This is a genomic window from Arthrobacter sp. NPDC058127 (assembly GCF_042884555.1).
In the GTDB taxonomy this organism is placed as follows: Bacteria; Actinomycetota; Actinomycetes; order Actinomycetales; family Micrococcaceae; genus Arthrobacter.
In genome coordinates this window covers 37561-60886 of sequence record NZ_JBHVTT010000021.1, presented here as the reverse complement: position 1 = coordinate 60886, position 23326 = coordinate 37561, and the positions used below count along the sequence as shown (strand labels likewise).

The window sequence follows — 23326 nt, the reverse complement described above, 5'->3', positions numbered from 1 at the left end:
GGCCCTTCAAATGGAGGGCCGTATCGCGGCAAGGAGTCGGAACCCTGCCGACGGGGATATCATACTCCCGAAAACCCCGGAATAGAGGGGAGAAGCTGGGACATGCGGAGCTAGCATGGTTCTGTGACGCCCAATTCTGCGACGCTTTGTCCTGCGATTCCAGGGCAACCGTGAGTGAGCCATCGGTTCCCGGAGTCCGTGGAGCGATCTTCTGGGACACCAGGGACATCACGCCGTTCCGGAATGGACATGTCCGCACATCGGTGGGTGGACTGGCTGAGGGCTTGAGCGGTGCGATTTGGGGCTTCCTGAAAGGAAAGGCCGCTGGCCGGATCGACGTCGCGGGGGACGTTCCGAGGCTCAAGCGGCTGGCCGGCAAGACCGCCAAATCGGTGTACGACGCGGTCTTTACCAGCACGGAACCGGACCGCCTGATTACCTTGGCGCGCAGCTACCCCGGCTGGGCTGGCCTCTGCTACGTGATTGCCGGGCTGCTTGTGTACAAACACGGTGGATATTTTCGGGCGTCGGAACTGCTGCAGCGGGGCTTGTCCATTCGGATCGACGACGCCGCCAGCCAGTTCTCCGCAAGTTACCTTCGCAGGGTGGTCACGCGGGTCGAGGTAGCGGAGCGGATTGACGTCCCCGTCCTGTTCAGCGAGGAATCCGTGTTCCTTGCCCTCTCGCATTGCTTCCGGGAAACGGGCCAGACGGCAGAGGCCCTGGACGCCCTTGCCAGCTTGCCGCCGTCGTTGCCCACCGCCTTGGCCCGCTGCACTGCGGCGGCAGCGCTCGAGCGGCACGCCGACGTCGTCGCCTGGACGGAGGGGCTGCGCAACACGGACGACCTCTCGGCGGCGCTCCTGCTGATTCGGGCGCAGTCGCTCAGGGTGTTGGGGGAGCGGGAGGCGGCACAGGCCGCTCTCGTGGAGGTACTCCGGAGGAAGAAGACCAGCCTCGCCTTGCGCAATGACGCGCTTACGGACAGGGCACTGTCGAAGCTTGAGGTCAGGCGGCGTCCCAGCCCGCGGCCCTTTGTTGCTGAGCGGGTCCGGCGCGGCAAGCCGGAGGACGCTGAGCCGGATGCCGTCGACGGGATTCGCAAGGACATCGAGGTGCGTCGAATGTGGAACAAGGACTTCGGCGAGCCGGGCGGTTAACGCCGGGACTAACGACGCGCGGTTAGTCCCGAAGCGCGCGGAGGACTCCGCGAATCGAAACCCCCACGGCGCCGACAGCATTGCGTCCGTCGCTGCCTCCTCAGAGCGATCCCACCCGGAGGCCGCGTCACCGGAGCAGCGGAAGCAACTGTTCGCCCAACAGAACGACGCCGAGTCCCACCATGATGATTCCGCTCGCAAGGGTCACCACGCGGGCGGCGGAGGGCCTGGACTGCAGCAGCTTTCGCGAAGTCAGGGCCACCACGGTGTAAATGATGCCCGCGAACAAGACGAAGGTGAGGCCCAGTACGCCGGACTGCACCGGCACCGGCAACGAAGCCTCCGGGCTCACGAATTGCGGCACCAGCGCCAGGAAGAACAGCAGGCCCTTGGGATTGATGCCGCTCGTGCCCATACCCTGCAGGAAGGTGCGCATCTGGTTTCGGGACTGCCCGACGGCGTCATCCGCACTGAAGCTCGCGCCGCGCCACGAGCGCATGGTGCTCACGCCCAGCCAGAGCAAGTAGCCCGCGCCAGCGACCGTCAACCAGCCGAGAAGCCCCGGAACGCCCGTTAAAAGGGCTGCGAGTCCGGCCACCAGGAGGGCCGTGTGCAGCACGTATCCGCTGCACAGGCCGGCCACAGCGGGGAAGAAGCTGCGCCGGCGCAGGCCTGCGGCAATCGAATATGCCCAGTCGACGCCCGGGGTGCACGCCAAGGTGACAGCGACTATGACGAAGGCGAGAAAAAGCTGGGGATTCATGGTGGCTCCTGGCTGGCGGTTACACCATGAACTTTATGGAAAATCCGCCCATAAGTGTTCCCATTTTTAGCCAGGCTTGCCGAGGTTTCGGTAAGATGTTTGCGTGATTGATGGAATAGATAGAACTATTTTGCGCCACCTCAAAGAGGATGGCCGAATGACTGCCACCGCGCTCGCCGCCAAGGTGGGATTGACCGTGGCTCCGTGCCATCGAAGGCTGCGGGATCTCGAGGCCTCCGGCGTCATTCGGGGGTACAGGGCAGACATCGATCCGGGTGCGATTGGCCTGGGATTCGAGGCCATAGTCTTTGTGACCCTGCGCCAGGCTGACCGCGCCACGATGTCGGAGTTCGAAGACCGGGTGGCAGCCATTCCGAACATCGTCGAGGCCCAGCGGCTCTTCGGCTCGCCGGACTACCTCCTCCGCGTGATCGCCGCCGATCTCCCGGCCTACCAGCGCTTCTACGACGACCAACTCTCGGCGCTTCCCGCCGTCGAGCGCCTCAACTCGACGTTGGTGATGAAGAACCTGAAGCCGAACGCGGGACCGCCGGTCTGAGTCCGGGTTAAATGACGGAACCGGCCGGGCTTTGGATTCGTTGCCGGGCCATGCGGTAGGTATCGGTGGCCGGATCTGGGACCGGCCTAAAATGTCGTAGCCCCCTGGCAGAGTGTTTCCATGGAAGCGATCGGATGCGTCGGTACCCGGCAGGACCTTGGGTCCGGCGGGCTTTTCGTGGCGTCCCATCATGCCCGGGCGCCGCGCTTTGCCGGGGTTGCGGGCGGGTTTCCGGGCGGGCTGGCCTTCGCAGATCCGCGCGATCTCGGCGGTCGGCAGGCCGTTCTGGACGGGGCCGTGGCGGCAGTCAGGTCGCTGGCCGGCAAGGCGGCCGACGACGTCGGACGGCTGGGTTTCCAAGAGGCCGTCGCGTTCGTGTCCGGGGTTGAGGAACTTTCCCGCGCCCTGGATTATCTCCAACTGCTCGCCGCTGCAGGGCTGGACAGGGCCCGGAGCGCTGAACCCGCCACCGAGCCGGGCTGGACGACGGGCTGGGCCGCGGAGGCGGATACGGGCCCTGGCGTGGGCTGGACCTCCGAGACCATGGCAGGCCGCATGGACGCGCAGGGTGGTGCCTCCGGCCCGGTGCCGGGTGGGGCGTTGCAGGGCCCAGGGACTGTCAGCCGTGAGGCGGATGCGGCTTCTTCGGTGCGGGGAACCGGGAGCGCTCGTGGCGGAGAGTTCCGGAACACGGCTGAGCATCTGCGTTCGTTGCTGCGGATCAGTGCCGCCGAGGCCAGGCGCCGTCTGGCCCTGGCCCGGGACCTGGTGCCGGGCCGCGGCCTCACCGGACAGACGGTCCCGCCCCGGCACGAAGAAACGGCCGCGGCGCTGGCGTCCGGGGTCATCGGGTCGCGGACAGCCGGGATCATCACGATGGCCGTGGAGAAGGTGCGTCCACTGTGCGGCCCGGAGAAGGCGGCGGAGATGGAACACGCCCTGACCCGCACCGCGCAGGAGAACGATCCGGATTTCCTGGCCAGGGTCGCCCGGCGCTGGGTCGAGGCGATCGACCAGGACGGCCCGGAACCCTCCGAAGAATCCCTCCGCTACCACCAGGGCGCGTTCCTGCGCCGCCCCAAACACGGCCTGCAGCACGTGGAGATCTACGCCACCACCGAACAATACGAACACCTGCTCACCGTCATGAACACCGCCACCAACCCCCGCACCCGCCTACCCGAGGGCACCGGCGCCGGCGTGGAAGGAAACGACCGACCTGCAGATCCGGACAGCGGAAACAATCCGGACGGTGGAAACGAGCCGCTGGAGCGGAGGTCGAGGGCGCAGAAGCTCCTGGACGGTTTGGTCGGCGCCTGCCGGCTCGCCCTGGCCACCGGGTCCCTGCCCGCCACCGGCGGCCACCGCCCGCAGATCATGGCCACCATCGACCACCGCGAACTCTTCACCCAATACAGCCAGGCCCAGCAATCCAAGAACGGGCAGCCCGAGCCCTTCGGGGAAGCTGCGCCGTTTGGAAATGAGCCCACGGGCCAATTCGGGCGCGAGGGTTCCGGCCGGCCGGGGTTTGAGGTTTCCGGCCAGCCCGCCCTGTTCGGCCGCCCCCGGCAGGTCACCGGCACCGGGTTCAGCAGCACCGGGTCCTTCACGTTCACCGGGCCCGTCCGGGCAGCTACGTTGCGCAGACTAGCCTGCGACGCGGACATCATCCCCGTGGTCCTGGGCGGCGAGGGCCAGGTCCTGGACATCGGCCGGGCCTCAAGGCTCTTCCCGCCGCACCTGCGCAAGGCGATCACGGCGCGGGACAAGGGCTGCGCCTTCCCCGGGTGCACCATGCCGGCCCCGTGGTGCGAGGCCCACCACATCGAGTACTGGTCCCGGGGCGGACCCACGAGCGCCGCCAACGGCACGCTCCTGTGCAGCCACCACCATCACCTGATCCACAAGGAAGACTGGCGCATCGAAGTCCAAACAGGCGTGCCCTGGTTCATCCCGCCACCCCACACCGACCCGGACCGGAAACCCAGAAGAAACCACTACTTCCAGATATGACCTCAGCCTCGCAGCAACCCCGTCGTCCGGTATGGAATCACCTCGCGCAGGAACATGCTAGTGGACGTGCGCACGATTCCCGGGCATAGCCTGATCTCTTCGGATACCCGGTATAGATCATCCGGGCTTGTGGCGACCACGCGGATGATGAGGTCGGTGTCGCCGGCCGGCGCATGGCATTCGAGTACTTCCGGGATGTCGCGCAGGGCAGCGATGGCCTCGTTCAGCCGGCTCTGATCCAACTCCGCACTTACCGCCGCCGCAACGCCGCGGCCCAGTGCTGAGGGCAGCACGCGGCTGCTGTTCGGACGCAAAGCGCCCGACGCCGACATTCGCTCCAGGCGCGACTGGACCGTCCCGCGCGCCAGGCCCAGGCGCTGGGCGAGGACCATGATCGGCACCCGGGGGTCGTCGTCGAGCGCGGCAAGGATCCGCTTGTCCGTTGAATCCAATTCCTGCATCGCTAACGCTTTCTGCCTAGTCGCGGAAGATCCGACTGGTCAGAATGTCCAGCCGAAACCCATTCTCCCGCACAATCCCGGCCGAGCAGCCCACCGGCGGGACCAGTTCGCCCCGAGCCATGGTTGCGAATCATTTACATGCCCGTAACGGGAAAGCCTTGACGGCATGAATTTAAAACGCGAAACTCTTCTCATATGTGATTGACGTCTCAAGAAGATCGGCACCCAAGGCGCCGGCTCTTGGGAAGAAACCAAAGGCGAAGAAAATGGCAACAACACTCGAACTGACCGTCCGCACCGCATCCTGGACCCGGCCGCCCCGCGAACTGGTCCGTGCGTTCGAAGCGTTCCCCGTGGCAAACATCGGTGACGCCATGGAGCGGCTTGGAATCGTCGACGGCGGAATCAGCCCGGTCTGGGAAGGCGCCCGTTGCGTCGGCTCGGCACTGCCCGTCCTGGGCGCCGCCGGAGACAATGCCGCCGTCATCGAAGCGCTGAACTACATCCAGCCCGGCGATGTGATGGTCATCAACGGCTTCGGCCACGAACACCGCGCCCTCGTCGGCGAGCAACTGTCCCAGCGCTTCGAAGCCGCGGGCGCCACCGGCGCGGTCATTGACGGCTACATCCGGGACCGCGCCACCATCACCGAAATCAAGTTCCCCGTCTTTGCGCGGGGTGTCACCCCCGCCGGTCCGTTCAAGAACGGCCCGGGTGTCATCGGCGAACCCGTAGCAATCGGCGGAATCGTCTGCTCGGCGGGCGATATCGTCGCCGCCGATGACGACGGAGTGGTCATCATCCCCCAGGCCCGTGCCGCCGAAATCCTGGAACGGGTCATCGCCGTGGCCGCGCACGAGGCCGAGATGACCGCGGAAATCACCCGCGAATACAGCTAGCGCTTTCTCCCACCCCAGCCCCCTCATAGACTGAAAGCACCCACCATGACAAAGCAATCGACGGACTCAGTGGAACTGAACACCGCTCAAATCAAAGTCGTAACCGCTGACGGCAGGATGGTGCGCAAAGCAACCTTTGCCGGCACCATGGGTTCCTTCGTGGAATGGTACGACTACGGCATCTACGGCCTGCTGACCACGTACCTGGCCATGAACATCATGGGTTCCAAGGACGTCGGCTCCTTGCTCCTGACCAACGTCGGCTTCCTGGTGAGCTTCCTGGCCCGCCCCTTCGGCAGCGTCATCTGCGGTTTCCTTGGTGACCGGCTGGGCCGCAAGAATCTGCTCGCTGTCCTCCTGCTCCTCATCTCCGGGGCCACTGCCTGCATCGGCCTCATCCCGTCGTACTCGGTCATCTTCTGGGCCGCTCCGGCCTTGCTGATCCTGTTCCGCATCCTTCAGGGCTTCTCAGCCGGCGGGGAAGTGGCAGGCGCCATGGCCTTCGTGGGCGAATACGCCCACAACAAGCACCGCAACTACTCCATGAGCTTCATCGCGGTCGGTTCCTTCTGCGCCCTGCTTTTCGGTAGCGCCCTCTCCGCCGGCCTCATCACCACCCTCGGCGACTCGACCATGCAATCCTGGGCGTGGCGCATTCCGTTCCTCTTCGCCCTGCCCTTGGGCTACGTCGGCTTCTACATCCGCTCCAAGATGGAAGACACCCCGCACTTCGCGGCACTCCGAGAGCGCAACGAGGTGGAACGCAACCCGCTGCGCACTGTCTTCACCTCCAAGCGCCACCTCAAGGCCATCGCCCTGACCATCTTCCTCCCGGCGCTGAACGGCCCCGGTTACTACCTCCTGTTCGCTTACATGCCCACGTACCTGAAGACCCAGCTCGGTGCGGGCAACAACTTCACCATGCTCCAGGCGCTCCTCGTCACCGCCGTCAGCTTGGTGGCCATCATCATCTCGATCCCGCTCATGGCCCGCCTGTCCGACCGCATCGGACGCAAACCCGTATTGGCTCTCTCCGCAGTGCTCATGGCCGGTGTCTCCTACCCGATGTTTGCAATGATCACCACTGGCAACATGCCGCTGGCCTGTGTTGCCACGGTCGTGATGGCCATCGCGTTCTCCGGCCACGCCGCCGTCGTCCACACTGTGCTGACCGAAATGTTCCCCACTACTGTCCGCTACAGCGCGTACAGCATCGGCTTCAGCATCAGCACCATCATCTTCGGCGGCAGCGCCCCGCTGGTCATGACGGAACTGATCAAGGCCACCGGCAACAGCATGGTTCCCGCGTACGCCTCGATCGGGACGGCCATCATCACGCTCGTCTCGGTCTACTTCCTGAAGGAAACCAAGGGACAGCCCCTGCAGACTCACTAGTAAAACCAGAACCCCGACGGCGGCGGCCGCCCGCCAGCGAAACGGCAGCCGCCGCCGTCGAACACCAAGCAAGACAACAGAACCTCCTAACCAGGAACAGAAGCAGGAGTCACCTTGAGCATCAATTCAGTCGCCGTCGTCGCAGACCTCGGCGAAAGCTATGGCAACTACACGATCGGCGACGACGACGCCCTGCTCGGCCTCGTCACCGCCTCCAACATCGCCTGCGGCTTCCACGCCGGCGATCCGAGGGTCATGGATGCCACCGTCAAGGCCTGCGTGGAGCGCGGCATCGAACTCGGCGCCCACCCCGGATATCCGGACCTGGTGGGCTTCGGCCGCCGCCTCATCGAAGCCAGCGAAGAAGAAATCCGCACCGACGTCCTCTATCAAATCGGCGCCCTGGACGCGTTCGCCCGCATCCACGGCGGCAAGATCAGCCACGTGGCACCGCACGGGCGCATGGGCAGCATCGCCCAGACCGACACCAAGCACGCCCGGGCCATCACGGACGCCATCAAGGCCTACGACCCCTCTTACATCGTGATCTGCCAGAACGGTCTTTTGGCCGATGAATCCCGCAAACGCGGCCTTCAGGTTGGCTATGTCTTCCTCGCGGACCGTGGCTACGGAGAAGACGGCATGCCGGTCTCCCGCAACAGCGAAGGCGCACTCCTTCACGACCCCGAGGAAATCGGCCGCCGCGTGGTTCAGGTGGTGACCGAAGGAACCGTCCGCGCCGTCACCGGCAAGGTGGTCCCGCTGGGCCACGATGCCGACGTCGTCCTCCTCCACGGCGACCACCCGCAGGTCCTCCAGAACGGCACGGCCCTGCGTGCGGCCCTCGACAAGGCAGGCATCAAAGCCGCCGGGCTACAGGAAGTCCTCGCCGAAAAGGCCCGGCTCGCCACGGTCTGAAGCTGAGCAGCAACCCGGATCCATCACCCGCACCACCGAGCAGGACTCATGACCACCCACACAGCACCCGCGGAGCGGCTGCACCACCCGCCCGAACTGGAAGCCGAGCCGTTCGGCGACTCAGCCCTCATGCTCCGGGTCAAGAACGACGACGGCGACTTCCGCCGGGCGGCGGGCCGCCGGCTCCGCGACGTGCTGCTGGAGGTTCGGCCGTACGGGGTGCTGGACATCGTGGCCGGCGTTGAGTCCCTGTTGGTCGAGTTCGATTGCCTGGCTGTGACCCACGAACAATTGGCCCAGACCATCCGCCTGGCGGTTGCCGGTAGCGGCCTGGAACCGGGTGCTCCCAGTGCTTCCCAAGCACTTTTTGTCATCCCGATGGTGGTCGGCGAGGAATTCTCCCCGGACCTTCAGGATGTGGCCGAGGAGTTGGGCCTGCGCCCGGAAGCAATGCTGCAGCAGTTCCAGTCCTCGGTGCTGACCATCAACCTGTTGGCCGCGGCCATGGCCCCCATGATGGGCGGTGTGCAATTCCCTGGCCAGGTCAGCCGCTGCGTCGAGCCTCGGACCAACGTGGAGCCCGGGTCTGTCATGGTGGCCGGTACCAACGCCATCATCCAGCCGTTCCCCGGACCGAGCGGCTGGAAGGTGATCGGCCGGACGCCGCTCACCATTTGCGACATCCGGGAAGATCCCGCGACGTCCTACAAACCGGGGGATCTGGTGCGTTTCGACGTGGTGCCGGAGAGTGAATGGTCGCGGCTTGAAGGGCAATTCCTGAGGGCCACCCCGGAAGGCGTCGCCTCTGACGGCACTGGCTGGAACGGCGCTGAAGGGGGCAATAGTGACCTTCCCTGAACACGCCATCAGCATCAAAGTAAGCGAGGCCGGTTGGCTGTCCACGTTCCAGGACCTGGGCCGCGAGAATTCCGAATTCATGGGAGTCCCCTGCGGAGGCGCGGCTGACCAGTACTCCGCGGCGGTCGCCAACATCCTGGTCGGAAACAGCCGTAAGGCCGCGTGCCTGGAAATCATGGGAGGACGTTTCGCCTTCACAGCCACACATGACGTGATGTGCGCTGTGACCGGGGTCCCGGCCGAGGTCACGGTCAACGGGGATCCGGTGGGGTTGTGGGAGCCGCTTTGCCTCCCCGCCGGAGCCCGAGTTGTGATTGCCAAGGCCAGCGGTGGCATGCGGAATTACCTGGCCTTCAGCGGGGAGCTGGAAACTGCCCGCTTCATGGGCAGCGCAGCGCCGGAATCCCGCATGGGCTTCCCACAACAGCTCGCCCCAGGCCAGACGCTCACCCTGCACAGCCGGTACCGCGGATTCACACACCCGTTCCTGACCCAGCCCCTGTTCCGGCTTCCAGTTCCCCTGCCGGACTTCAGCCCGGACGTGTGGACCATCGACGTCGTCGTCGGTCCCGAAACGGACAGGACGCCGGGCATCCGGAAATTGCTCAGCTCCAGCCACTACACGGTAGGCGCCAAATCCAACCACGTGGGCCTGCGTTTGGACGGCCCGGTTGTGCATCCCGAAGGGCTCGGGGAAATCGTGTCCCATGGGGTCCCCATCGGCGCATTCGAAATCCCGCATGGCGACGAACTCATCATCCTGGGCCGCTCAAGGACGTTGACCGCGGGCTACCCGATCGTCGCAGTGGCAGCCAAGGCTTCCTTGTCCATGTTGGGCCAGGCCAGCCCCGGCCGGAAGATGAGCTTCCGCTGGATCGGCAACGAGCAAGCAGTGGAGCAATACCGGGAACAGCAGCGCGGTTTGGTGAATCTGGAAGAGCACGTGCACGCACTGTTTGCCGCCGTCGGGCTTCCTGTCGCCGCAAGCTTTGCGGCGGCCTCCTCGCCGAGTCCCGCTGCGGCGTGACCCATCGGCCGTGCGAAAACACTTGACCATCATTCTCTAAAATGAGAAACTCTTCTCATATGTGATCGGCATCTCAAATGACTCACACTAAAAACGCAAGGAACTGAAACCATGGGACTTCTGGACGGCAAGCTCGCGATTATCACCGGCGCCGGTACGGGCATGGGACGCTCGACGGCGGCCCTGCTGGCAGCCGAGGGGGCCGCAGTGGTGCTGGTGGGGCGGCGTGAAGACGTCCTGCAGGAACTCGCCGCGGAAATCGTCGCCGACGGTGGCCGCGCCATTGCCCGGGCCGCGGACATCACCTCCAAGGAAGATGTAGATGCGCTGCTGGAGTGGATCCACGGGAATCTGGGCCAAGTCGACATCCTCGTCAACAATGCGGGTAGCTCCAGCAAGGTCCTCAACGTCCGCTGGATCAGCCAGCAGGAGTGGAATGACGTCCTGGACGTCAACCTCAACGCCGTCTACCTGCTCAGCCAAGCGGTCCTTCCGGACATGCTGGCCCGCAAGACCGGAACCATCATCACGGTCTCCTCGCTCGCCGCAGTGAATCCGAACCTTCTCGGTGGCGCCGCATACGGCGCTGCCAAGGCTGCGGTCCGGAACTTCATGACGTACCTCCACAACACCTTCCGCAACGACGGGCTGCGTGCGGTGACCATCCTGCCCGGTGAAACCGCGACGCCCATCCTGGACAACCGCGCCCGCCCGCCCCGCGCAGAGGAGCGCGATGCCATGGTGCAGCCCGAGGACGTGGCCCGAGCCATCCACCTCGTGGCCACGCTGCCCCAGCGCACCGTGGTCCAGGAACTCGTCATCGCCCCCACGATCCAGCGGGATACCTCCGGCGACATCGAGATCAGCCGCTGGGCAGGAGCCCCTGCCGATGAGGCTCCCGCAGGCCAGGCGCCGCAGCGATGAAACCCCGCAGGCTCTACGCGCCCTCCGCTGCGTCGCCAGCAGGCCTCGCGTCGCGCGCCCCTAGAACAACCACCCCCGAAGCAACCACCCAGATCAGGACCCTCATGACACTCGAGCCAGCCACCGCCGTCGCCGATTTCCAGCCTTCCGAGGCGGTGCAGCGCATCCAGCGCACATCGCTGCGGGTGCAGCAGCCCCAATCCAAGGGGGACCTTGTCTCCTTGGCGATGGGCGAGCCGGATTTCGACACCCCGGCCCAGGTTCGAGCAGCAGCCGCCCGTGCCCTCGAGGACGGCTTCACCCACTACTCGCCGTTGCTCGGCGAGCTGGTGCTTCGCGAGGAGCTGGCTGCCCGTATCGGCCAGCTCCTCGGCGGAGTGGCCAGCCCAGGCGACGTGCTCATTACCCAAGGCGGCACGGCCGGCTTGTCCGCGGCGATCCTTGGCGTCGTCAACCCGGGCGACAAAGTGGTCATCCCGGACCCCACCTATTCCCTATACGCGGACCTCGTCAGCATGGCCGGGGGCATCACCGTGCCGGTGCCGCTTGCCGATGACCTGCATTGGGACCTCGAGGCACTAGCCACCGCGCTTGAAGGCGCCAAGATGTTCGTCTTCTGCAACCCCTCCAACCCCACTGGTATTGTGCATTCCCGACGCGAACTTGAAGCCCTCGCCGACATGGTGGCCGGAACCGACACCTTGATCCTCTCGGACGAGGCTTACAGCGATCTTGTCTACACGCCCGAACCCTTCACCTCGGCGCTCGAAGTCGAAGCGCTGGCCGGCCGGACCATCTACTGCCAGACCTTCTCCAAGAGCTATGCCATGACCGGCTGGCGCGTCGGCTACCTCTGGGGCCCGTCCGACGTCATCGCCTCCGCCGCCCGGGTTCACAACACCTTCAACGGCTCCATGAACCAGGCCGTGCAATACGCGGCGCTGACCGCCCTGAAGACGTGCGGACCGGACATCGAACGCATGCACGCCTCCTATGCCTTGCGCAGGGAGCTCATGGCCAACGGTCTCCAGCAGATTCCGGGTCTTACGGTCAGCTCGCCGGAAGGTGCGTTCTACCTTTTCCCCAAGTACGACGTCGAGCTGCCGGCGGCCGCGATGGTGGCCCACCTTCGCAACCACGGCGTGGCCGTCCGTCCCGGCAGCGAATTCGGCCGGAACGGCGAGTTCCACTTGCGCCTGTCCTACGCCGCCAGCTCCGGGGCGATTACCGCCGGTGTGGAGCGGCTGGCCGCCGGATTGGCCGAGCTCCGGTGAGTGCCGCGGACGTGGCCAGCGTAGCGCCCGCCGCTCAGGCGCTACGCTGGAATCTGACACGGAAGGGGGCGCCCATGCGCAGCGACACCCAACGCAACCGCCGCCAGCTGGTGCGGGCCGCCGGGAAGCTCTTCGCCAAGGCCAAGGGCCCGGTGAGTATGACGGACATCGCCCGTGAAGCCGAGATCTCTCCCGCAACGGCGTACCGGCATTTCGCCTCGGTCGAGGACGTCCTGGCCGCGTTCCGTTTTGGTGTTGGCGAGAAGCTACGCGATTTCAGCGTTGCCCAGACCACGTCCGGGGTGGAACTGCTGGAAAGCGTCAGCCGGCACTGGGTGGGCCTCGTCATCAAGCACGGCGGTTCCATGGTCCACACCCGTTCCGGCGAAGGGTACCTGGCCCGTCTTCGCTCCGGCGCGTACTACCTGACCATCCAGGCCGAGGCTTTGGAGCGGCCACTCCGCGAGGCCTGTGAGGAACTCGGCCTCCCGCCCCTGGGGGACGAAGCCATGTTCCTGTGGAACATCCTCTTCGACCCCCGGGAAATTTTCGATCTGCTCAACACCGTCGGCCTGGACAAGGACCAAGTGTCCACCAAGCTTTGTGCTGCGCTCCGTGGAGCGATGGCCGCGTGGGCCGCTGCCGAGCCAACTTCGGCAAAGTGACCATCTCCTGTTCATGTTCCGCTAAAGAATTAGTCAGATTGACCAGTGACGGTTGAGTCCGTTGCGCCAGTTGTAGTGTTCCTGTTGAAATAGTGGCAACAAGGGGAAGGGCTACCGCCGGACCCCACAGGCTACGGATCCCCCGGCACACCACCCGGCAACCCGGAACACCGTCCCGCAAAGACGCAGCCGCTGATTGACTCTTGTTCACGCATCGTCTTTCCGCACCCCGCCGGCGTCGCCATGAAGGGTGGCCGGCACCACCATAAGAGCCCCTGAGCCACCGAATGCGTTGCGGTAGCTGGGGGGCTCTTGTGCTGCCCGGGTCGTGTTCTCAAAAAGGCTGAATCAACACCGCGACAAAGTCGTATTCATCTTGGGAGGCGGCGGTCCATTCGACCTCCACCAGATCGCCTGCATTGAGGGACCTGTATCCGCCTGATTGCTCGATGACCGAGAAATGTCCGAAGCATTTCTTCCCGTCGGGAAGAATAAGTTCCCCCCAACCTTCTTCGGCTTTCCAGAAGGAAACCGTCGCCTTGACTCGAGCTGAGCTCAATGTTGGTCCTCTCTTTGGAAACTAAAGGTACCCAATTCTCCCAGCGGCCCCGACCTCGCCTGAATCCTGCAGGCACGCCCGGCGGCGCATAGTCTTGTGCCATGACTTCCGCTGGCCGCTTCGCTCCGAGCCCCTCCGGCGAGCTTCACGTGGGCAATCTGCGCACGGCCATGCTCGCCTGGCTCTTCGCTCGTTCCACGGGCCGCGCCTTCCTGCTGCGCGTTGAGGACCTCGACCGTGCGCGGGCCGGCGCCGAGGAAGTCCAGCTCCGCGATCTCGAAGCCGTCGGCGTGACGTGGGACGGCGCCGTCGTCCGCCAGACGGACCGTTCCGGACTGTATAACGACGCGATCGCGCGGCTCACCGACGCCGGACTGACGTATGAATGCTTCTGCACGCGACGCGAGATCCAGGACGCGCCGTCCGCCCCGCACGCGCCACAGGGCGCCTACCCGGGGACGTGCAGGAACCTTTCGACGGCGGAGCTTGAGATCCGGCGGGCCTCACGCCCGGCCGCCATCCGGCTCCGCGCCGATACGCATGAATGGACTGTGGAGGACGGGCTGCACGGACAATACACGGGCGTCGTGGATGACTTTGTGCTCCGGCGGAACGACGGCGTCACTGCCTACAATTTGGCCGTGGTGGTGGATGACGCGGAGCAAGGCGTGAACCAAGTGGTCCGCGGAGACGACCTCCTTTCCTCCACACCCCGCCAAGCCTATTTGGCCTCCTTGTTGGTCTTAGCCGTGCCGGAATATGCCCATGTCCCCTTGGTGCTGAATCGCGACGGCGCCCGCCTGGCCAAACGCGACGGTGCGGTGACGCTTGGCGACCTTGCCGCCGTCGGGCTGTCCGCCGGGGAGGTGCGGGACGTGATCCTGGAATCGCTCGGCTTGCCGGGAGGGCCGCTTGGCGAGGCCTTGGATAGATTTGATCCGGCCCGATTGCCACGCGGGCCATGGATATGGAATGGCATTCAGCAATCAACCCTCCGGAAAGGGGCCTAAGTGCTCGCCTATGTGCTGACCCGCTACGGCGGCGCCGACGCAATGGAGCTGCAGGACGTCCCGAGGCCGATTGCCGGTCCGGGCGAGGTCCTGGTCAGAGTGTTTGCTGCGGGGCTCAATCCTGTGGACTACAAGCAGCGCGAAGGTGCGGTGCGGGTGATTACCAGGCCCAGGCTGCCCTTGGTGGCCGGAAGCGAACTGGCCGGGATCGTGGAGGCTGTTGGCCCGGATGTCACCCGCTTTGCCACGGGAGACCGGGTGTTTGCCCGTGTGGACAAGACGCTGCTGGGAGCCTTTGCCGAGCACGCCGCCGTCCACGAGGATTTCGTGGCGCTCATGCCAAGGTCGCTCAGCTACACCGAGGCCGCGAGCCTTCCCTTGGCGGGCCTCACCGCGCTGCAGGCATTGCGCGACGAGCTCAAGATCAAGCCCGGGACCAAGCTGTTCATCTCCGGAGGCGCGGGCGGAGTGGGAACCCTCGCCATCCAGCTGGCCAAGTACTTTGGCGCCGAGGTGACCACCACCGCGTCTCCCCGTGGGGAACAGTTGGTGCGGCGGCTCGGGGCGGACGCCGTCGTCGACTACACGAAGGAAAACCTGGCCGAAGTGCTCAGCGGCTTCGATGCCGCGCTGGACCTCGTGGGCGGCGAGACGCTGGACCAGACGTTCAAGATCCTCAAGCCGGGCTCGAAGGTGGTCAGCATCGCCGGGATGCCCGAACCGCAGACGGCCCTGAAAGACCTTGCGGCTCCGGCCTGGATGACCGCGCTGTTCTGGGCAATCAGCCTCCGAATCCGGAGCCGTGCCAGTGAAGCCAACGTGCGGTACCGTTACCTCTTCATGCACCCCAGCGGCGAGGACTTGAAATTCCTGTCCCGCCTGGTTTCCGAAGGGAAACTGCAACCCGTGGTGGACAGCAGCTATCCGCTCGAAAAGATCGCCGACGCTTTCGCCGCGCTGGAGCAAGGACGCGCCAAGGGCAAGATCGTGGTGACCATGGACACTCCCGGCTGGGCCCATTCTGTCGGGTTCCCTGGCCGAGTGTAGCGAGGTTAGGGGGCAGAAGGTGGGCCCATTCTGCCGGGTTCCCTGGCCGAGTGTAGCGAGGTTAGGGGGTAGAAGGTGGGCCCATTCTGCCGGGTTCCCTGGCCGAGTGTAGCGAGGTTAGGGGGCAGAAGGGATTAGGCTGTCCGGGTGGATGCACAGACGATTGCCCCTGGATTCGAACCGGTAGCCGAACTCTTTGGCCGTTTCCTCAGCGAGGACCCGGAATATTCAGCCCAGCTCGCGGCCTACCACCGCGGAGTCAAGGTATTGGACATCAGCGGCGGGCCGCACCGCCGCCCGGATTCCGTAACCGGTGTCTTCTCCTGCTCCAAGGGAGTGTCCGGGCTGGTCATCGCACTTTTGATCCAGGACGGCTTCCTGGACCTCGACGCCGAAGTGGTCAAGTATTGGCCGGAATTCGGCGCCGAAGGAAAGGCCACGATTACCGTGGCCCAGCTGCTCTCCCACCAGGCCGGGCTTCTGGGAGTTGAAGGCGGACTCACCCTGGCGGAGTACAACAACTCCGAGCTGGCCGCCGCCAAACTCGCGCAGATGCGGCCGCTCTGGAAACCCGGGGCCGCCTTCGGATACCACGCCCTGACCATCGGCGTCTTCATGGAGGAGCTTTGCCGCAGGATCACCGGGTCCACCCTCCAGGAAATCTACGAACAACGCATCCGCTCGGTCACGGGCGCCCAGTTCTTCCTGGGGCTGCCTGAGTCAGAGGAGCCTCGCTACGCCACCCTCCGTTGGGCCGAGGACCCCTCCCAGCCGTGGATTGATCCCGCGAGCCATTTCGGCCTTTCGGCAAACTCTGCGGTGGGGGACATCCTTGACCTGCCTAATATCCGCGAGGTCCGCGCAGCCGGCCTGAGTTCCGCCGCCGGGGTCGCCAGCGCCGAAGGCATGGCCCGCGTCTACGCTGCGGCACTCACCGGACTTGGCCCCGACGGCGACCGACCCGCCGTCGCGCCCCTCCTGAGCGAAGAGACCATCCAGGCCGTCTCGGCCGAGCAGGTCTTCGGCATCGACCGCGTGTTCGGCGAGACCAGTTGCTTTGGGACGGTGTTCATGAAATCGCATGCACGCTCGCCTTACGGCAGCTACCGGGCGTTCGGGCACGACGGCGCCAGCGCATCTTTGGGGTTCGCTGACCCTGTGTATGAACTCGCCTTCGGATACGTGCCGCAACAGGCCGAGCCGGGTGGAGCAGGATGCCGCAACCTCGAGCTGAGCGCCGCCGTGCGGAAGGCAGTCACCGAACTGGCGCAGAAGGATGAAAAGTGACCTTCACTGTTGAAACAGCCATGGTCCTTGCCGGGGTGGCGCACAACCGCCAGAAGGACAAACTGAAACGGCCGCACAGTGAGCACGTGATGGCGGTCGGAGATGCGCTTGCCGATTTCGATGACGATATCCGGATCGCCGGCTACCTGCACGACATCGCCAAGGACACGCCCATCACCAAACAAGCATTGCTGGACATGGGCGTTTCCGAACGCGCCGTAGAAATCATCGAACGCGTGACGCGCCGCTTCCAGGACGACCCGGCTAACGATGAGGCCGTCATTCTGCATATCGCGCAGGACCACGATGCCACCTTGGTCAAGATCGCCTGCAATGCCCACAACTCCTTGCCGGAGCGCGTACAGGCATTTGCGGAGAAGTGGCCAGACAAAGTGTCGCCCACGCGCTACGCGGACGCCCGGAAAGTGCTCTACAAGGCGGTGCCCCGGGGCGAAAGCCACTTGATCGTGGAGCGCATCAACACGGATCTGCTGTACGAGCTGGATCAGTTGGCGGACTAGCAGTTCGACCCGGTAGGTCCCACCTGCCTACGGTTTCGTCGGGTCATCCGGCCGCGGGTTGGCAGCGGCAACCGCCTCTCGCGCGGTGGGCGCGGTGACCTCCGCGAGGACCCGCTGGTGGATCTGGGCGGTGAGCTCGTGAATCGCACGCGTCAGCTCGGTGTTCTCCTCGAGCAGCTGCTCCTGGGCGTTGTAGTCATGGTCCGCCTTCACTTGCTGGAAAGCCGCTTGACGGTTCTGTCCGATCATGACGAAGGTCGAGAGGAAGATCGCTTCGAGCGAGACGATCAGGGTCAACGTCGGCCACGGACTCTGCTCGAACACGAGCATCCACACGGCGAAAAGCAAAATGTGCAGGTAGACGAAGTTCATCGATCCGGCGAAGGCCGTGATTGCGTCCGCGACTCGAAGCTGAATGCTTGCGGCCCGGCGCTCGGCCTCTGCCAGGACGGATGGGTGGAGCTTTGAACGCTCGCTTTGGGAGAGCAACCGCGTAGGTCTCAGATAAGAGCGCGAATGCGGAAGAGCGCCCGTCGTGGATGTCGATTGGTGTCCGGCCTGCTGTGCCATACGTTCAATCCCTTGGCTCGCGGCGAGCCCGTCTCGCCTCTGAGAGCGAGCCTAGCGTCGCCATGCGGGTGAACCTTGGATTGAACGGTTGATATTTACACGCGGGATCTTCCACGGAGGAAGTGGAAAATCAGGACGATCACCGCAACAACCAAAAGCAGGTGGATGAACCCGCCGCCGATGTTGCCAATCAATCCGAGAAGCCAGAGAACAGCGATAATGATGGCTATCCAAAGCAACATGAGGGTCTCCCTTGTTAGTCTGCGGATGCAAATGCTGATTCTGCGCCAGGCCGCTCCGCGACCCACGCAGATATCGTTTGGTGCCCTTACTTTATGCCACGATCGGGCTGGTGTTAACGGGTACGCAATAAGCGATAGTTCAACTGCCGCTTTGACCCCTGGTGCAGGGAAAGTTACCCGCCCATCAGCCTTCGCCGATGCTTTAGCTCCTTGATCCAGTCCCTTGTCTGCACCGCCCCGAAAGGCGAGGCGCCGGCGTCGAGCTCTGCGATGAGCGGTCCCGAAGCCTTGAGCGCGAGTCCCAAAACTCCCTCCGCTGCGCGCTCCGTCAGTCCGAGCTTCCCGGCCCAGGCAAGGAAGTGCTTTCGGGAGATTCCGCTCTTCTTGCCGCCGATTCCGAGCGCGAGCGTCTTGTCCCCATAGACCACCGTGGAGGGGATGTCGTAGACCGGGGCGATGGTGTACTCGCCCTGCGGCGACTGAACCCCTGCCTGCGACTGAAGCATGGACACGTTTTTCGCGTGGAGGTCGCCGTTGCCGCTGAGCCAAGCGAAAGCCAGTTGGATGGCCAGGTTCCGCAAGGCCGGCAGCGGCGCGGAACAATGCGCCGCCAAAGCCGCGCAAACCTCGCCGAACGGCACGCTGTACTTGTCCGCAGGATAGAGTCCCAACACTTGGGCGCCGTCCTCGACGGCGAGACGCACGGGAGTGCCGTCGGCTCCGGTGAGGCGATCGAAACGCTCGACGAGCAGCCCGGCTCGCCCGCCGACGTCGTGCACCAACTGCACGCTACTCACCGGGATCCGGAGCTTGCGCGCAAAACGGAACATGAGGAACTCGTTTTCCACCACGAACGGGAACTCGGGCGCATTGAGTTTGAGGATGAAGCGCTTGCCCGCTTGCGCCACCGGAAGCGAAATCATCCCGGCCGACAACTTGTCCTGCACACCCGCCAACGCCACAGGATCGATAAGGCCCGAATCGCCGAGCAGAGCGTCGAAGTCGAGCGGCAGCTTCGAGTCGAGCACGACGGCGGAGCCTCCTTCCGTGGGCGGCTCGCCGTGGGGGACCGTCTGGACATCGCCCACGGCGTCCCCGCCCGCGCCCATGAGGAGCGCGAGCTCGTCGTCGGCGCTGGCCTTGACCGCCCGGCGCAGGGAATTCAGGCGGCGGCCTTCCGGGAGGAGACCCGTGAAGTAGGGCGGAACCGCGCCGCTCGGGGTGAACACTGCTTCATTTGTCAATGGGAGCGTAGTGGCAACGGCCGGACCGCCTGATTCGAGGTACCGCGGCAAGTAGCTGAACTTGGTGCCGCCTTCATGCCGCTCGATGCGCGCCGCCAGGACGCCCTGCTTGTAAACGTCGGCGATGCGGTGGAAGGTCATGACTGGCTGGATTGCTTGCCCGCGGGTTGCACTTTGAGCTCAAGGCCCAGTGTGCCGAGGACCGCGAGGAGTGGCTCCAATTGGACCGTGGTCTTCCCCTGCTCCACGAAGCGGACGAATCGTTCCGAGACTCCTGCGAGGTCTGCGAGGTCGGACTGGCTCAGGCTGAGGGAAACGCGGCGGGCACGTACCTTGGCTCCGAGGGACTCGGTAAATTCCCAGGGGGACATGTCCATCCTTCGTTGTGTTCTGTGGGCATCCGCGTTGTGCGTGTCCGGTACGTTCGTGCCGGTTTCATCATTTTCCGCTTACTTGGGAGGCGAATCAAGGATTGGCGGCAGGGAATCGGTACGTTCGTGCCGGTGAGCCCGCCGCGACATCGTGCGTGCGGGCCGTCCGCTGCGTGCCGCCGGTACAGCGGTCCCGAGCCCAGACCCACGAATTCGCCTAGGTGGCCGGGTGTGCCCTCAGCCTTTCCAGGGCTGCTTCCCGGCGTGCGGCCCCGCGCCGTTCGTCGATCACGATCGAGATAGCCAACGCCGCCACAATCACCATCATGCAGACAGGAACAGAGACGTCCAGGGCGGCCAAGCCCACACTGCCGCAGAGCAACACGACCACGAGAGCCGTGACTCCGAGGAGTGCGCGGTCGAAACCCAACAGGTAGCCGTACAGCGAACTCAGGGCTACCTTGAACAGGGCCACGGGTACGGCGATGGTGGCCACTACAATGGTGGCGCTGATGTGGGCAGAATGATCGATGAAGAGGGCCGCCACGTGAAGTCCACCGCCGGTGGCTGCGATCGACCCGAAGATGAACATGTGGCCGTATCCGAAGGCGAATGCCCGGTGCCGCTGGTGATGCAGGGCGTGGCCGGACGGAAGGATGAAGTAGATCCACCACATTCCAAAGGCCAGCCCCGTACCGCCGAGGCCAACGAGGGCGGCGTCAACGGACCAGCCATGAAGGGCCACGATCGCCCGAAGGGATTCAATGGCTCCGATCAGGCACTCGCCCAGGGCGATGATGGCCAGAAGTCCGTAGCGTTCCGCGATGTGGTGTGCGTGCCACGGTGTCTTGGCTTTGCGCTCGGCGATTGTCGGCGTCGCCATTTCCAGCAGGAAAAGCGGGGCGGCCATGAGGAAGTTCGTCAGGATGTCGGCGTGGACAATCAGCACCACCACCCAGCCGATCTGCGCCACCACCAGGAACTTCGCGTAGGTGAGGCAAGCACTTCGGCGCTCCGGATCCTGCTTCGCGGCGCGCAGCCACTGGAACACCAACGCCAACCGCATGATGATGTAGCCCAGCACCATGGTGGAGTTGTCCACGCGGTGGCCCTCATCGAGGGATTGGAACATCGGTTCGATGCCCATGGCAAGGATGAGTACACCCACCATCTGCACCATGGTGACAACGCGGAACACCCAGTCGTCAGTGTCGTAGGCGCTGGCAAACCACGAGAAATTGATCCAGGCCCACATGACGGCGAACATTGCGAAGGTGAAGCCCATCAACCCGGAGCCGAAACGGGCCTCGGCCAGCTCATGCGCGAACTGGCTGCCGGCAACCCCAAAGGCGATAACGAACGTCAAATCAAAGAAGAGTTCCAAGGGCGTGGCTGTGCGATTCAGCTCCAGGGGATCGCGCCCGCCCATGCGCGACAGTGCATGGCGCAATGGATTCATGGACATGGTTCAGGGTACCGCCGGGAGGCCCCCCGAGTCCCGATCCCGCGAGAGGGCGGCCGGGTTTCTCTTCGCCCATAACAGCAGCCCGATATAGCTCAGGTCGAAAATGCTGCAGAGGACGCCGATGCCCAGGATGAACAGTGAATTCTCGAGGACCCCGAAGGTGATGGTGGGCGCAAGCGTTCCGATCCATTTCGCGACGGCGATCACCATGGATTGGCCTCGCAAGCCCCGCCGGGCCGCGAACATGGCAATGAATAGCCCGGACATCAGGAGATTCTGCAGAAAAGCCGCGTACCGGGATGCGGGATCCCAATCGAACTCGGTGATGAAGAGCCACTGCACAGCGAACGAGGCCAGGCCCAGCAGAACCGCCCATCCGATGAACAGCGGCCGCGTGACAAATCCGGGAAGTTCCCGCCTGCCGAACACGAAGAACGTGTACACAATGGCGACGTCGGCCAACGCCCAGGCAATGTTGATGACGCCCTGCACGGAGAGCCTCGTGCTGAGCGAATGCACCGCGTAGATGACCTCCCACGCGAAGTTCAGGCCCAGCGCCGCCGCCGGGATGGCATATGTCTTGTCGCGAAACCCGATCCGGATCGCGCAAATGTAGACCGTCGTCCAGGCGACCCCGCTCAGGATTGTCAGAAACAGGTTCACGGTTCCTCCTCTTCCAACGCGGGGTCACTTAGCGCCCATCCCGGGGCCGAACATGGGCCGTAAGTGACCCCGCGTTGCTCTAAACGCGGCCTAGTACGTCGATGTCTTCGAGGAAGTCCTGGTGGACTTCGTCGCTGACGGTAGTGCGGGTATCGGCGATGGCGTCGAGGTAGTCCTGCGTGACCGGTCCCTTGCGGGCGTTCGACGCCGGTGCGGCGCCCCCGGCGGAGGCGTCGGGAGCGCCGGCTGTGTAGACGGCTTTTTCCAAAGCACGCTGTGAGGCGCTGCGTGCCGCGTACTCAATGTCCGCGGGGGAGAAGCCCCCCGTCCGGGACACCAACAGCGCCACGTCCACCGAGTCCACCACGCTGGCCGGGATGAAGCGCTGCCACATGGCCTCGCGGGCATGGACGTCGGGCAGGCCGATGGGGATGACGTAGTCGAAGCGGCCGTGGCGCAGGAAGGCGGTGTCCAGGGCCCGGATGAAGTTGGTGGCGCAAACCAGCAAGCGGCCCGGCTGTTCGCGGAAAGCCGGGATGATCTTGAGGAGCTCGTTGGTGACGCCCTGCAGAGGCGACGGAGGCTCGCCCGACCGCTGGGACGCGATTTCCTCCACCTCGTCGATGAACACAACCGCGTGCTCCAGTTCGGCGATTTCCAGGAACGTCTCGCGCAGCGCCCCGGCCAGGCCCTTGGGATCAGAGGCCAGGCGGGAGGGGAAGACCTCCACGAACGGCCACTCGAGCCGGGACGCGATCGCCTTGGCGAACGTCGTCTTGCCCGTCCCAGGCGGGCCGAAGAGCACGACGGCGCGAGGCGGCACCACGCCGAACTCATCGGCGAGATCGGCCTCAGCGAGGGGAAGGACCAGGCGTCGTTCCAGCAGTTCCTTTTCGCGGCGCATGCCGGCGACGTTTTCCCACAGGTCACGGGCCAGGATGCGGCCGCCGAGCTGGCTCAACGGCTCGAGTTCCTGGCGCTGCACCGGAATGGTCCGCTCGAAGTAGTGCAGGTTCTGCTTGAGCAGGAAGCCGCGGCCCAGGAACGCTTCGACACGGGTCTCGGACTCCGGCATGAGCGCCGAGAGCTTGTTGAGGCCGTGCGGAGTCATCCGGTTCTCGACGGCGGCCAGCAGCGAGGTGCCGATCCCGCGGCCACGGAACTCTGGCAGAGTGGCCAGGAAAACGATCCAGCCTTGGTCATGGGCCGCGCGTCCGACGGCGGCACCCACCACCTGCTCGCCCTGCACCGCCACCACGGCGTGGTCCTTCTCGCACGACGCGAGGACCTCGGAGAGCGCATAGACCGGCTCGACATTGTCCGCTTTGAGCGACTCCCATAGGTGCAGGATGCCGTCCATGTCAGACGAGTGGAAGTCCCTGATGCGCCAATTGCTCATGCCCTGCTCCTTGGTGGATCGCCATCGATTGC

25 protein-coding genes are annotated in these 23326 nt (G+C 64.8%); 15 read left to right on the top strand and 10 right to left on the bottom strand.

Going from position 1 to position 23326, the window contains the following annotated elements:
- Window positions 1-170: 170 nt before the first annotated feature.
- Window positions 171-1160 (top strand): hypothetical protein, encoded by a 990-nt coding sequence (locus tag ACFVTG_RS21155; RefSeq protein WP_390282784.1) that lies wholly within the window; start codon window positions 171-173, stop codon window positions 1158-1160.
- 127 nt (window positions 1161-1287) lie between these two features.
- Here the strand turns inward: ACFVTG_RS21155 and ACFVTG_RS21150 are convergent, their stop codons facing one another.
- Entirely contained in the window at window positions 1288-1923 is a 636-nt protein-coding gene (locus ACFVTG_RS21150; protein WP_284756058.1) for a LysE family translocator, read from the bottom strand.
- Between the two features lie 103 nt (window positions 1924-2026).
- Between ACFVTG_RS21150 and ACFVTG_RS21145 the strand changes: the two genes are divergently transcribed.
- Both ACFVTG_RS21145 and ACFVTG_RS21140 read left to right on the top strand, forming a co-directional pair.
- Window positions 2027-2482, top strand: coding sequence for an Lrp/AsnC family transcriptional regulator (locus ACFVTG_RS21145; protein WP_234751876.1), 456 nt, complete (start codon window positions 2027-2029; stop codon window positions 2480-2482).
- Between the two features lie 120 nt (window positions 2483-2602).
- Complete coding sequence (locus tag ACFVTG_RS21140) at window positions 2603-4495, top strand: DUF222 domain-containing protein (RefSeq protein ID WP_390282783.1); 1893 nt, start codon at window positions 2603-2605, stop codon at window positions 4493-4495.
- Window positions 4496-4497: 2 nt separating this feature from the next.
- On the opposite strand, the gene ACFVTG_RS21135 is transcribed toward ACFVTG_RS21140, so the two are convergent.
- Window positions 4498-4956, bottom strand: a complete 459-nt coding sequence (locus tag ACFVTG_RS21135; RefSeq protein ID WP_269996679.1) for an Lrp/AsnC family transcriptional regulator — start codon at window positions 4954-4956, stop codon at window positions 4498-4500.
- Between the two features lie 266 nt (window positions 4957-5222).
- Here ACFVTG_RS21135 and ACFVTG_RS21130 point away from each other — a divergent pair, with 266 nt between their 5' ends.
- The 8 genes from ACFVTG_RS21130 to ACFVTG_RS21095 all read left to right on the top strand — a co-directional run bounded on the left by ACFVTG_RS21130 (window position 5223) and on the right by ACFVTG_RS21095 (window position 12916).
- Window positions 5223-5855: an RraA family protein gene (locus tag ACFVTG_RS21130; RefSeq protein ID WP_390282782.1), complete on the top strand. Its 633-nt coding sequence runs from the start codon at window positions 5223-5225 to the stop codon at window positions 5853-5855.
- Between the two features lie 45 nt (window positions 5856-5900).
- The gene (locus ACFVTG_RS21125) at window positions 5901-7250 is read left to right on the top strand and encodes an MFS transporter (RefSeq protein WP_345448053.1); all 1350 of its coding nucleotides are present in this window, start codon (window positions 5901-5903) and stop codon (window positions 7248-7250) included.
- Between the two features lie 114 nt (window positions 7251-7364).
- Complete coding sequence (locus ACFVTG_RS21120; protein ID WP_390282781.1) at window positions 7365-8168, top strand: LamB/YcsF family protein; 804 nt, start codon at window positions 7365-7367, stop codon at window positions 8166-8168.
- A 48-nt stretch (window positions 8169-8216) separates the two neighbouring features.
- Window positions 8217-9026 carry a carboxyltransferase domain-containing protein gene (locus ACFVTG_RS21115; protein WP_390282780.1) on the top strand — a complete coding sequence of 270 codons (810 nt, stop codon included), beginning with the start codon at window positions 8217-8219 and terminating at the stop codon, window positions 9024-9026.
- Window positions 9013-10053 carry a biotin-dependent carboxyltransferase family protein gene (locus ACFVTG_RS21110; RefSeq protein WP_390282779.1) on the top strand — a complete coding sequence of 347 codons (1041 nt, stop codon included), beginning with the start codon at window positions 9013-9015 and terminating at the stop codon, window positions 10051-10053. The genes ACFVTG_RS21115 and ACFVTG_RS21110 overlap by 14 nt, the downstream gene beginning before the upstream one ends.
- A gap of 111 nt (window positions 10054-10164) precedes the next feature.
- Window positions 10165-10977 (top strand): SDR family oxidoreductase, encoded by an 813-nt coding sequence (locus ACFVTG_RS21105; RefSeq protein ID WP_390282778.1) that lies wholly within the window; start codon window positions 10165-10167, stop codon window positions 10975-10977.
- Window positions 10978-11081: 104 nt separating this feature from the next.
- Window positions 11082-12251 carry a pyridoxal phosphate-dependent aminotransferase gene (locus tag ACFVTG_RS21100; RefSeq protein WP_390282777.1) on the top strand — a complete coding sequence of 390 codons (1170 nt, stop codon included), beginning with the start codon at window positions 11082-11084 and terminating at the stop codon, window positions 12249-12251.
- Between the two features lie 74 nt (window positions 12252-12325).
- Window positions 12326-12916 carry a TetR/AcrR family transcriptional regulator gene (locus tag ACFVTG_RS21095; protein WP_268020064.1) on the top strand — a complete coding sequence of 197 codons (591 nt, stop codon included), beginning with the start codon at window positions 12326-12328 and terminating at the stop codon, window positions 12914-12916.
- A gap of 334 nt (window positions 12917-13250) precedes the next feature.
- On the opposite strand, the gene ACFVTG_RS21090 is transcribed toward ACFVTG_RS21095, so the two are convergent.
- Entirely contained in the window at window positions 13251-13475 is a 225-nt protein-coding gene (locus tag ACFVTG_RS21090; protein ID WP_284756049.1) for a cold shock domain-containing protein, read from the bottom strand.
- Window positions 13476-13576: 101 nt separating this feature from the next.
- On the opposite strand from ACFVTG_RS21090, the gene gluQRS reads away from it, so the two are divergent.
- The 4 genes from gluQRS to ACFVTG_RS21070 all read left to right on the top strand — a co-directional run bounded on the left by gluQRS (window position 13577) and on the right by ACFVTG_RS21070 (window position 17340).
- On the top strand, window positions 13577-14485 hold the full coding sequence (gluQRS, locus tag ACFVTG_RS21085) for a tRNA glutamyl-Q(34) synthetase GluQRS (protein ID WP_390282776.1): 909 nt from the start codon (window positions 13577-13579) through the stop codon (window positions 14483-14485).
- Window positions 14486-15532: an NADP-dependent oxidoreductase gene (locus ACFVTG_RS21080; protein WP_390282775.1), complete on the top strand. Its 1047-nt coding sequence runs from the start codon at window positions 14486-14488 to the stop codon at window positions 15530-15532. It abuts the gene before it with no gap.
- A gap of 147 nt (window positions 15533-15679) precedes the next feature.
- Entirely contained in the window at window positions 15680-16819 is a 1140-nt protein-coding gene (locus ACFVTG_RS21075; RefSeq protein ID WP_390282774.1) for a serine hydrolase domain-containing protein, read from the top strand.
- A gap of 20 nt (window positions 16820-16839) precedes the next feature.
- The gene (locus tag ACFVTG_RS21070; protein WP_284755791.1) at window positions 16840-17340 is read left to right on the top strand and encodes an HD domain-containing protein; all 501 of its coding nucleotides are present in this window, start codon (window positions 16840-16842) and stop codon (window positions 17338-17340) included.
- A 27-nt stretch (window positions 17341-17367) separates the two neighbouring features.
- Here the strand turns inward: ACFVTG_RS21070 and ACFVTG_RS21065 are convergent, their stop codons facing one another.
- The 7 genes from ACFVTG_RS21065 to ACFVTG_RS21035 all read right to left on the bottom strand — a co-directional run bounded on the left by ACFVTG_RS21065 (window position 17368) and on the right by ACFVTG_RS21035 (window position 23294).
- Window positions 17368-17910, bottom strand: coding sequence for a DUF1003 domain-containing protein (locus ACFVTG_RS21065; RefSeq protein ID WP_284755785.1), 543 nt, complete (start codon window positions 17908-17910; stop codon window positions 17368-17370).
- Window positions 17911-18005: 95 nt separating this feature from the next.
- Entirely contained in the window at window positions 18006-18152 is a 147-nt protein-coding gene (locus ACFVTG_RS21060; protein WP_284755784.1) for a lmo0937 family membrane protein, read from the bottom strand.
- 173 nt (window positions 18153-18325) lie between these two features.
- The gene (locus tag ACFVTG_RS21055; RefSeq protein WP_390282773.1) at window positions 18326-19537 is read right to left on the bottom strand and encodes a type II toxin-antitoxin system HipA family toxin; all 1212 of its coding nucleotides are present in this window, start codon (window positions 19535-19537) and stop codon (window positions 18326-18328) included.
- Entirely contained in the window at window positions 19534-19767 is a 234-nt protein-coding gene (locus ACFVTG_RS21050; protein ID WP_390282772.1) for a helix-turn-helix transcriptional regulator, read from the bottom strand. Before ACFVTG_RS21050 ends, ACFVTG_RS21055 begins: the two co-directional genes overlap by 4 nt.
- A 217-nt stretch (window positions 19768-19984) precedes the next feature.
- Window positions 19985-21232 (bottom strand): low temperature requirement protein A, encoded by a 1248-nt coding sequence (locus ACFVTG_RS21045; RefSeq protein WP_390282771.1) that lies wholly within the window; start codon window positions 21230-21232, stop codon window positions 19985-19987.
- A gap of 3 nt (window positions 21233-21235) precedes the next feature.
- Complete coding sequence (locus tag ACFVTG_RS21040; RefSeq protein WP_390282770.1) at window positions 21236-21895, bottom strand: hypothetical protein; 660 nt, start codon at window positions 21893-21895, stop codon at window positions 21236-21238.
- A 79-nt stretch (window positions 21896-21974) separates the two neighbouring features.
- The gene (locus ACFVTG_RS21035) at window positions 21975-23294 is read right to left on the bottom strand and encodes an ATP-binding protein (protein WP_390282769.1); all 1320 of its coding nucleotides are present in this window, start codon (window positions 23292-23294) and stop codon (window positions 21975-21977) included.
- Window positions 23295-23326 lie beyond the last annotated feature (32 nt).

Excerpts from the sequence above, each read along its gene's own strand:
- ACFVTG_RS21115 (WP_390282780.1), top strand. The coding sequence starts at position 8,217 with ATGACCACCCACACAGCACCCGCGGAGCGGCTGCACCACCCGCCCGAA.
- ACFVTG_RS21130 (WP_390282782.1), top strand. The coding sequence starts at position 5,223 with ATGGCAACAACACTCGAACTGACCGTCCGCACCGCATCCTGGACCCGG.
- ACFVTG_RS21035 (WP_390282769.1), bottom strand. The coding sequence starts at position 23,294 with ATGAGCAATTGGCGCATCAGGGACTTCCACTCGTCTGACATGGACGGC.
- ACFVTG_RS21135 (WP_269996679.1), bottom strand. The coding sequence starts at position 4,956 with ATGCAGGAATTGGATTCAACGGACAAGCGGATCCTTGCCGCGCTCGAC.
- ACFVTG_RS21055 (WP_390282773.1), bottom strand. The coding sequence starts at position 19,537 with ATGACCTTCCACCGCATCGCCGACGTTTACAAGCAGGGCGTCCTGGCG.
- ACFVTG_RS21060 (WP_284755784.1), bottom strand. The coding sequence starts at position 18,152 with ATGTTGCTTTGGATAGCCATCATTATCGCTGTTCTCTGGCTTCTCGGA.
- ACFVTG_RS21045 (WP_390282771.1), bottom strand. The coding sequence starts at position 21,232 with ATGTCCATGAATCCATTGCGCCATGCACTGTCGCGCATGGGCGGGCGC.
- ACFVTG_RS21140 (WP_390282783.1), top strand. The coding sequence starts at position 2,603 with ATGGAAGCGATCGGATGCGTCGGTACCCGGCAGGACCTTGGGTCCGGC.
- ACFVTG_RS21125 (WP_345448053.1), top strand. The coding sequence starts at position 5,901 with ATGACAAAGCAATCGACGGACTCAGTGGAACTGAACACCGCTCAAATC.
- ACFVTG_RS21095 (WP_268020064.1), top strand. The coding sequence starts at position 12,326 with ATGCGCAGCGACACCCAACGCAACCGCCGCCAGCTGGTGCGGGCCGCC.
- ACFVTG_RS21070 (WP_284755791.1), top strand. The coding sequence starts at position 16,840 with ATGGTCCTTGCCGGGGTGGCGCACAACCGCCAGAAGGACAAACTGAAA.
- gluQRS (WP_390282776.1), top strand. The coding sequence starts at position 13,577 with ATGACTTCCGCTGGCCGCTTCGCTCCGAGCCCCTCCGGCGAGCTTCAC.
- ACFVTG_RS21150 (WP_284756058.1), bottom strand. The coding sequence starts at position 1,923 with ATGAATCCCCAGCTTTTTCTCGCCTTCGTCATAGTCGCTGTCACCTTG.
- ACFVTG_RS21050 (WP_390282772.1), bottom strand. The coding sequence starts at position 19,767 with ATGTCCCCCTGGGAATTTACCGAGTCCCTCGGAGCCAAGGTACGTGCC.
- ACFVTG_RS21065 (WP_284755785.1), bottom strand. The coding sequence starts at position 17,910 with ATGGCACAGCAGGCCGGACACCAATCGACATCCACGACGGGCGCTCTT.
- ACFVTG_RS21105 (WP_390282778.1), top strand. The coding sequence starts at position 10,165 with ATGGGACTTCTGGACGGCAAGCTCGCGATTATCACCGGCGCCGGTACG.
- ACFVTG_RS21100 (WP_390282777.1), top strand. The coding sequence starts at position 11,082 with ATGACACTCGAGCCAGCCACCGCCGTCGCCGATTTCCAGCCTTCCGAG.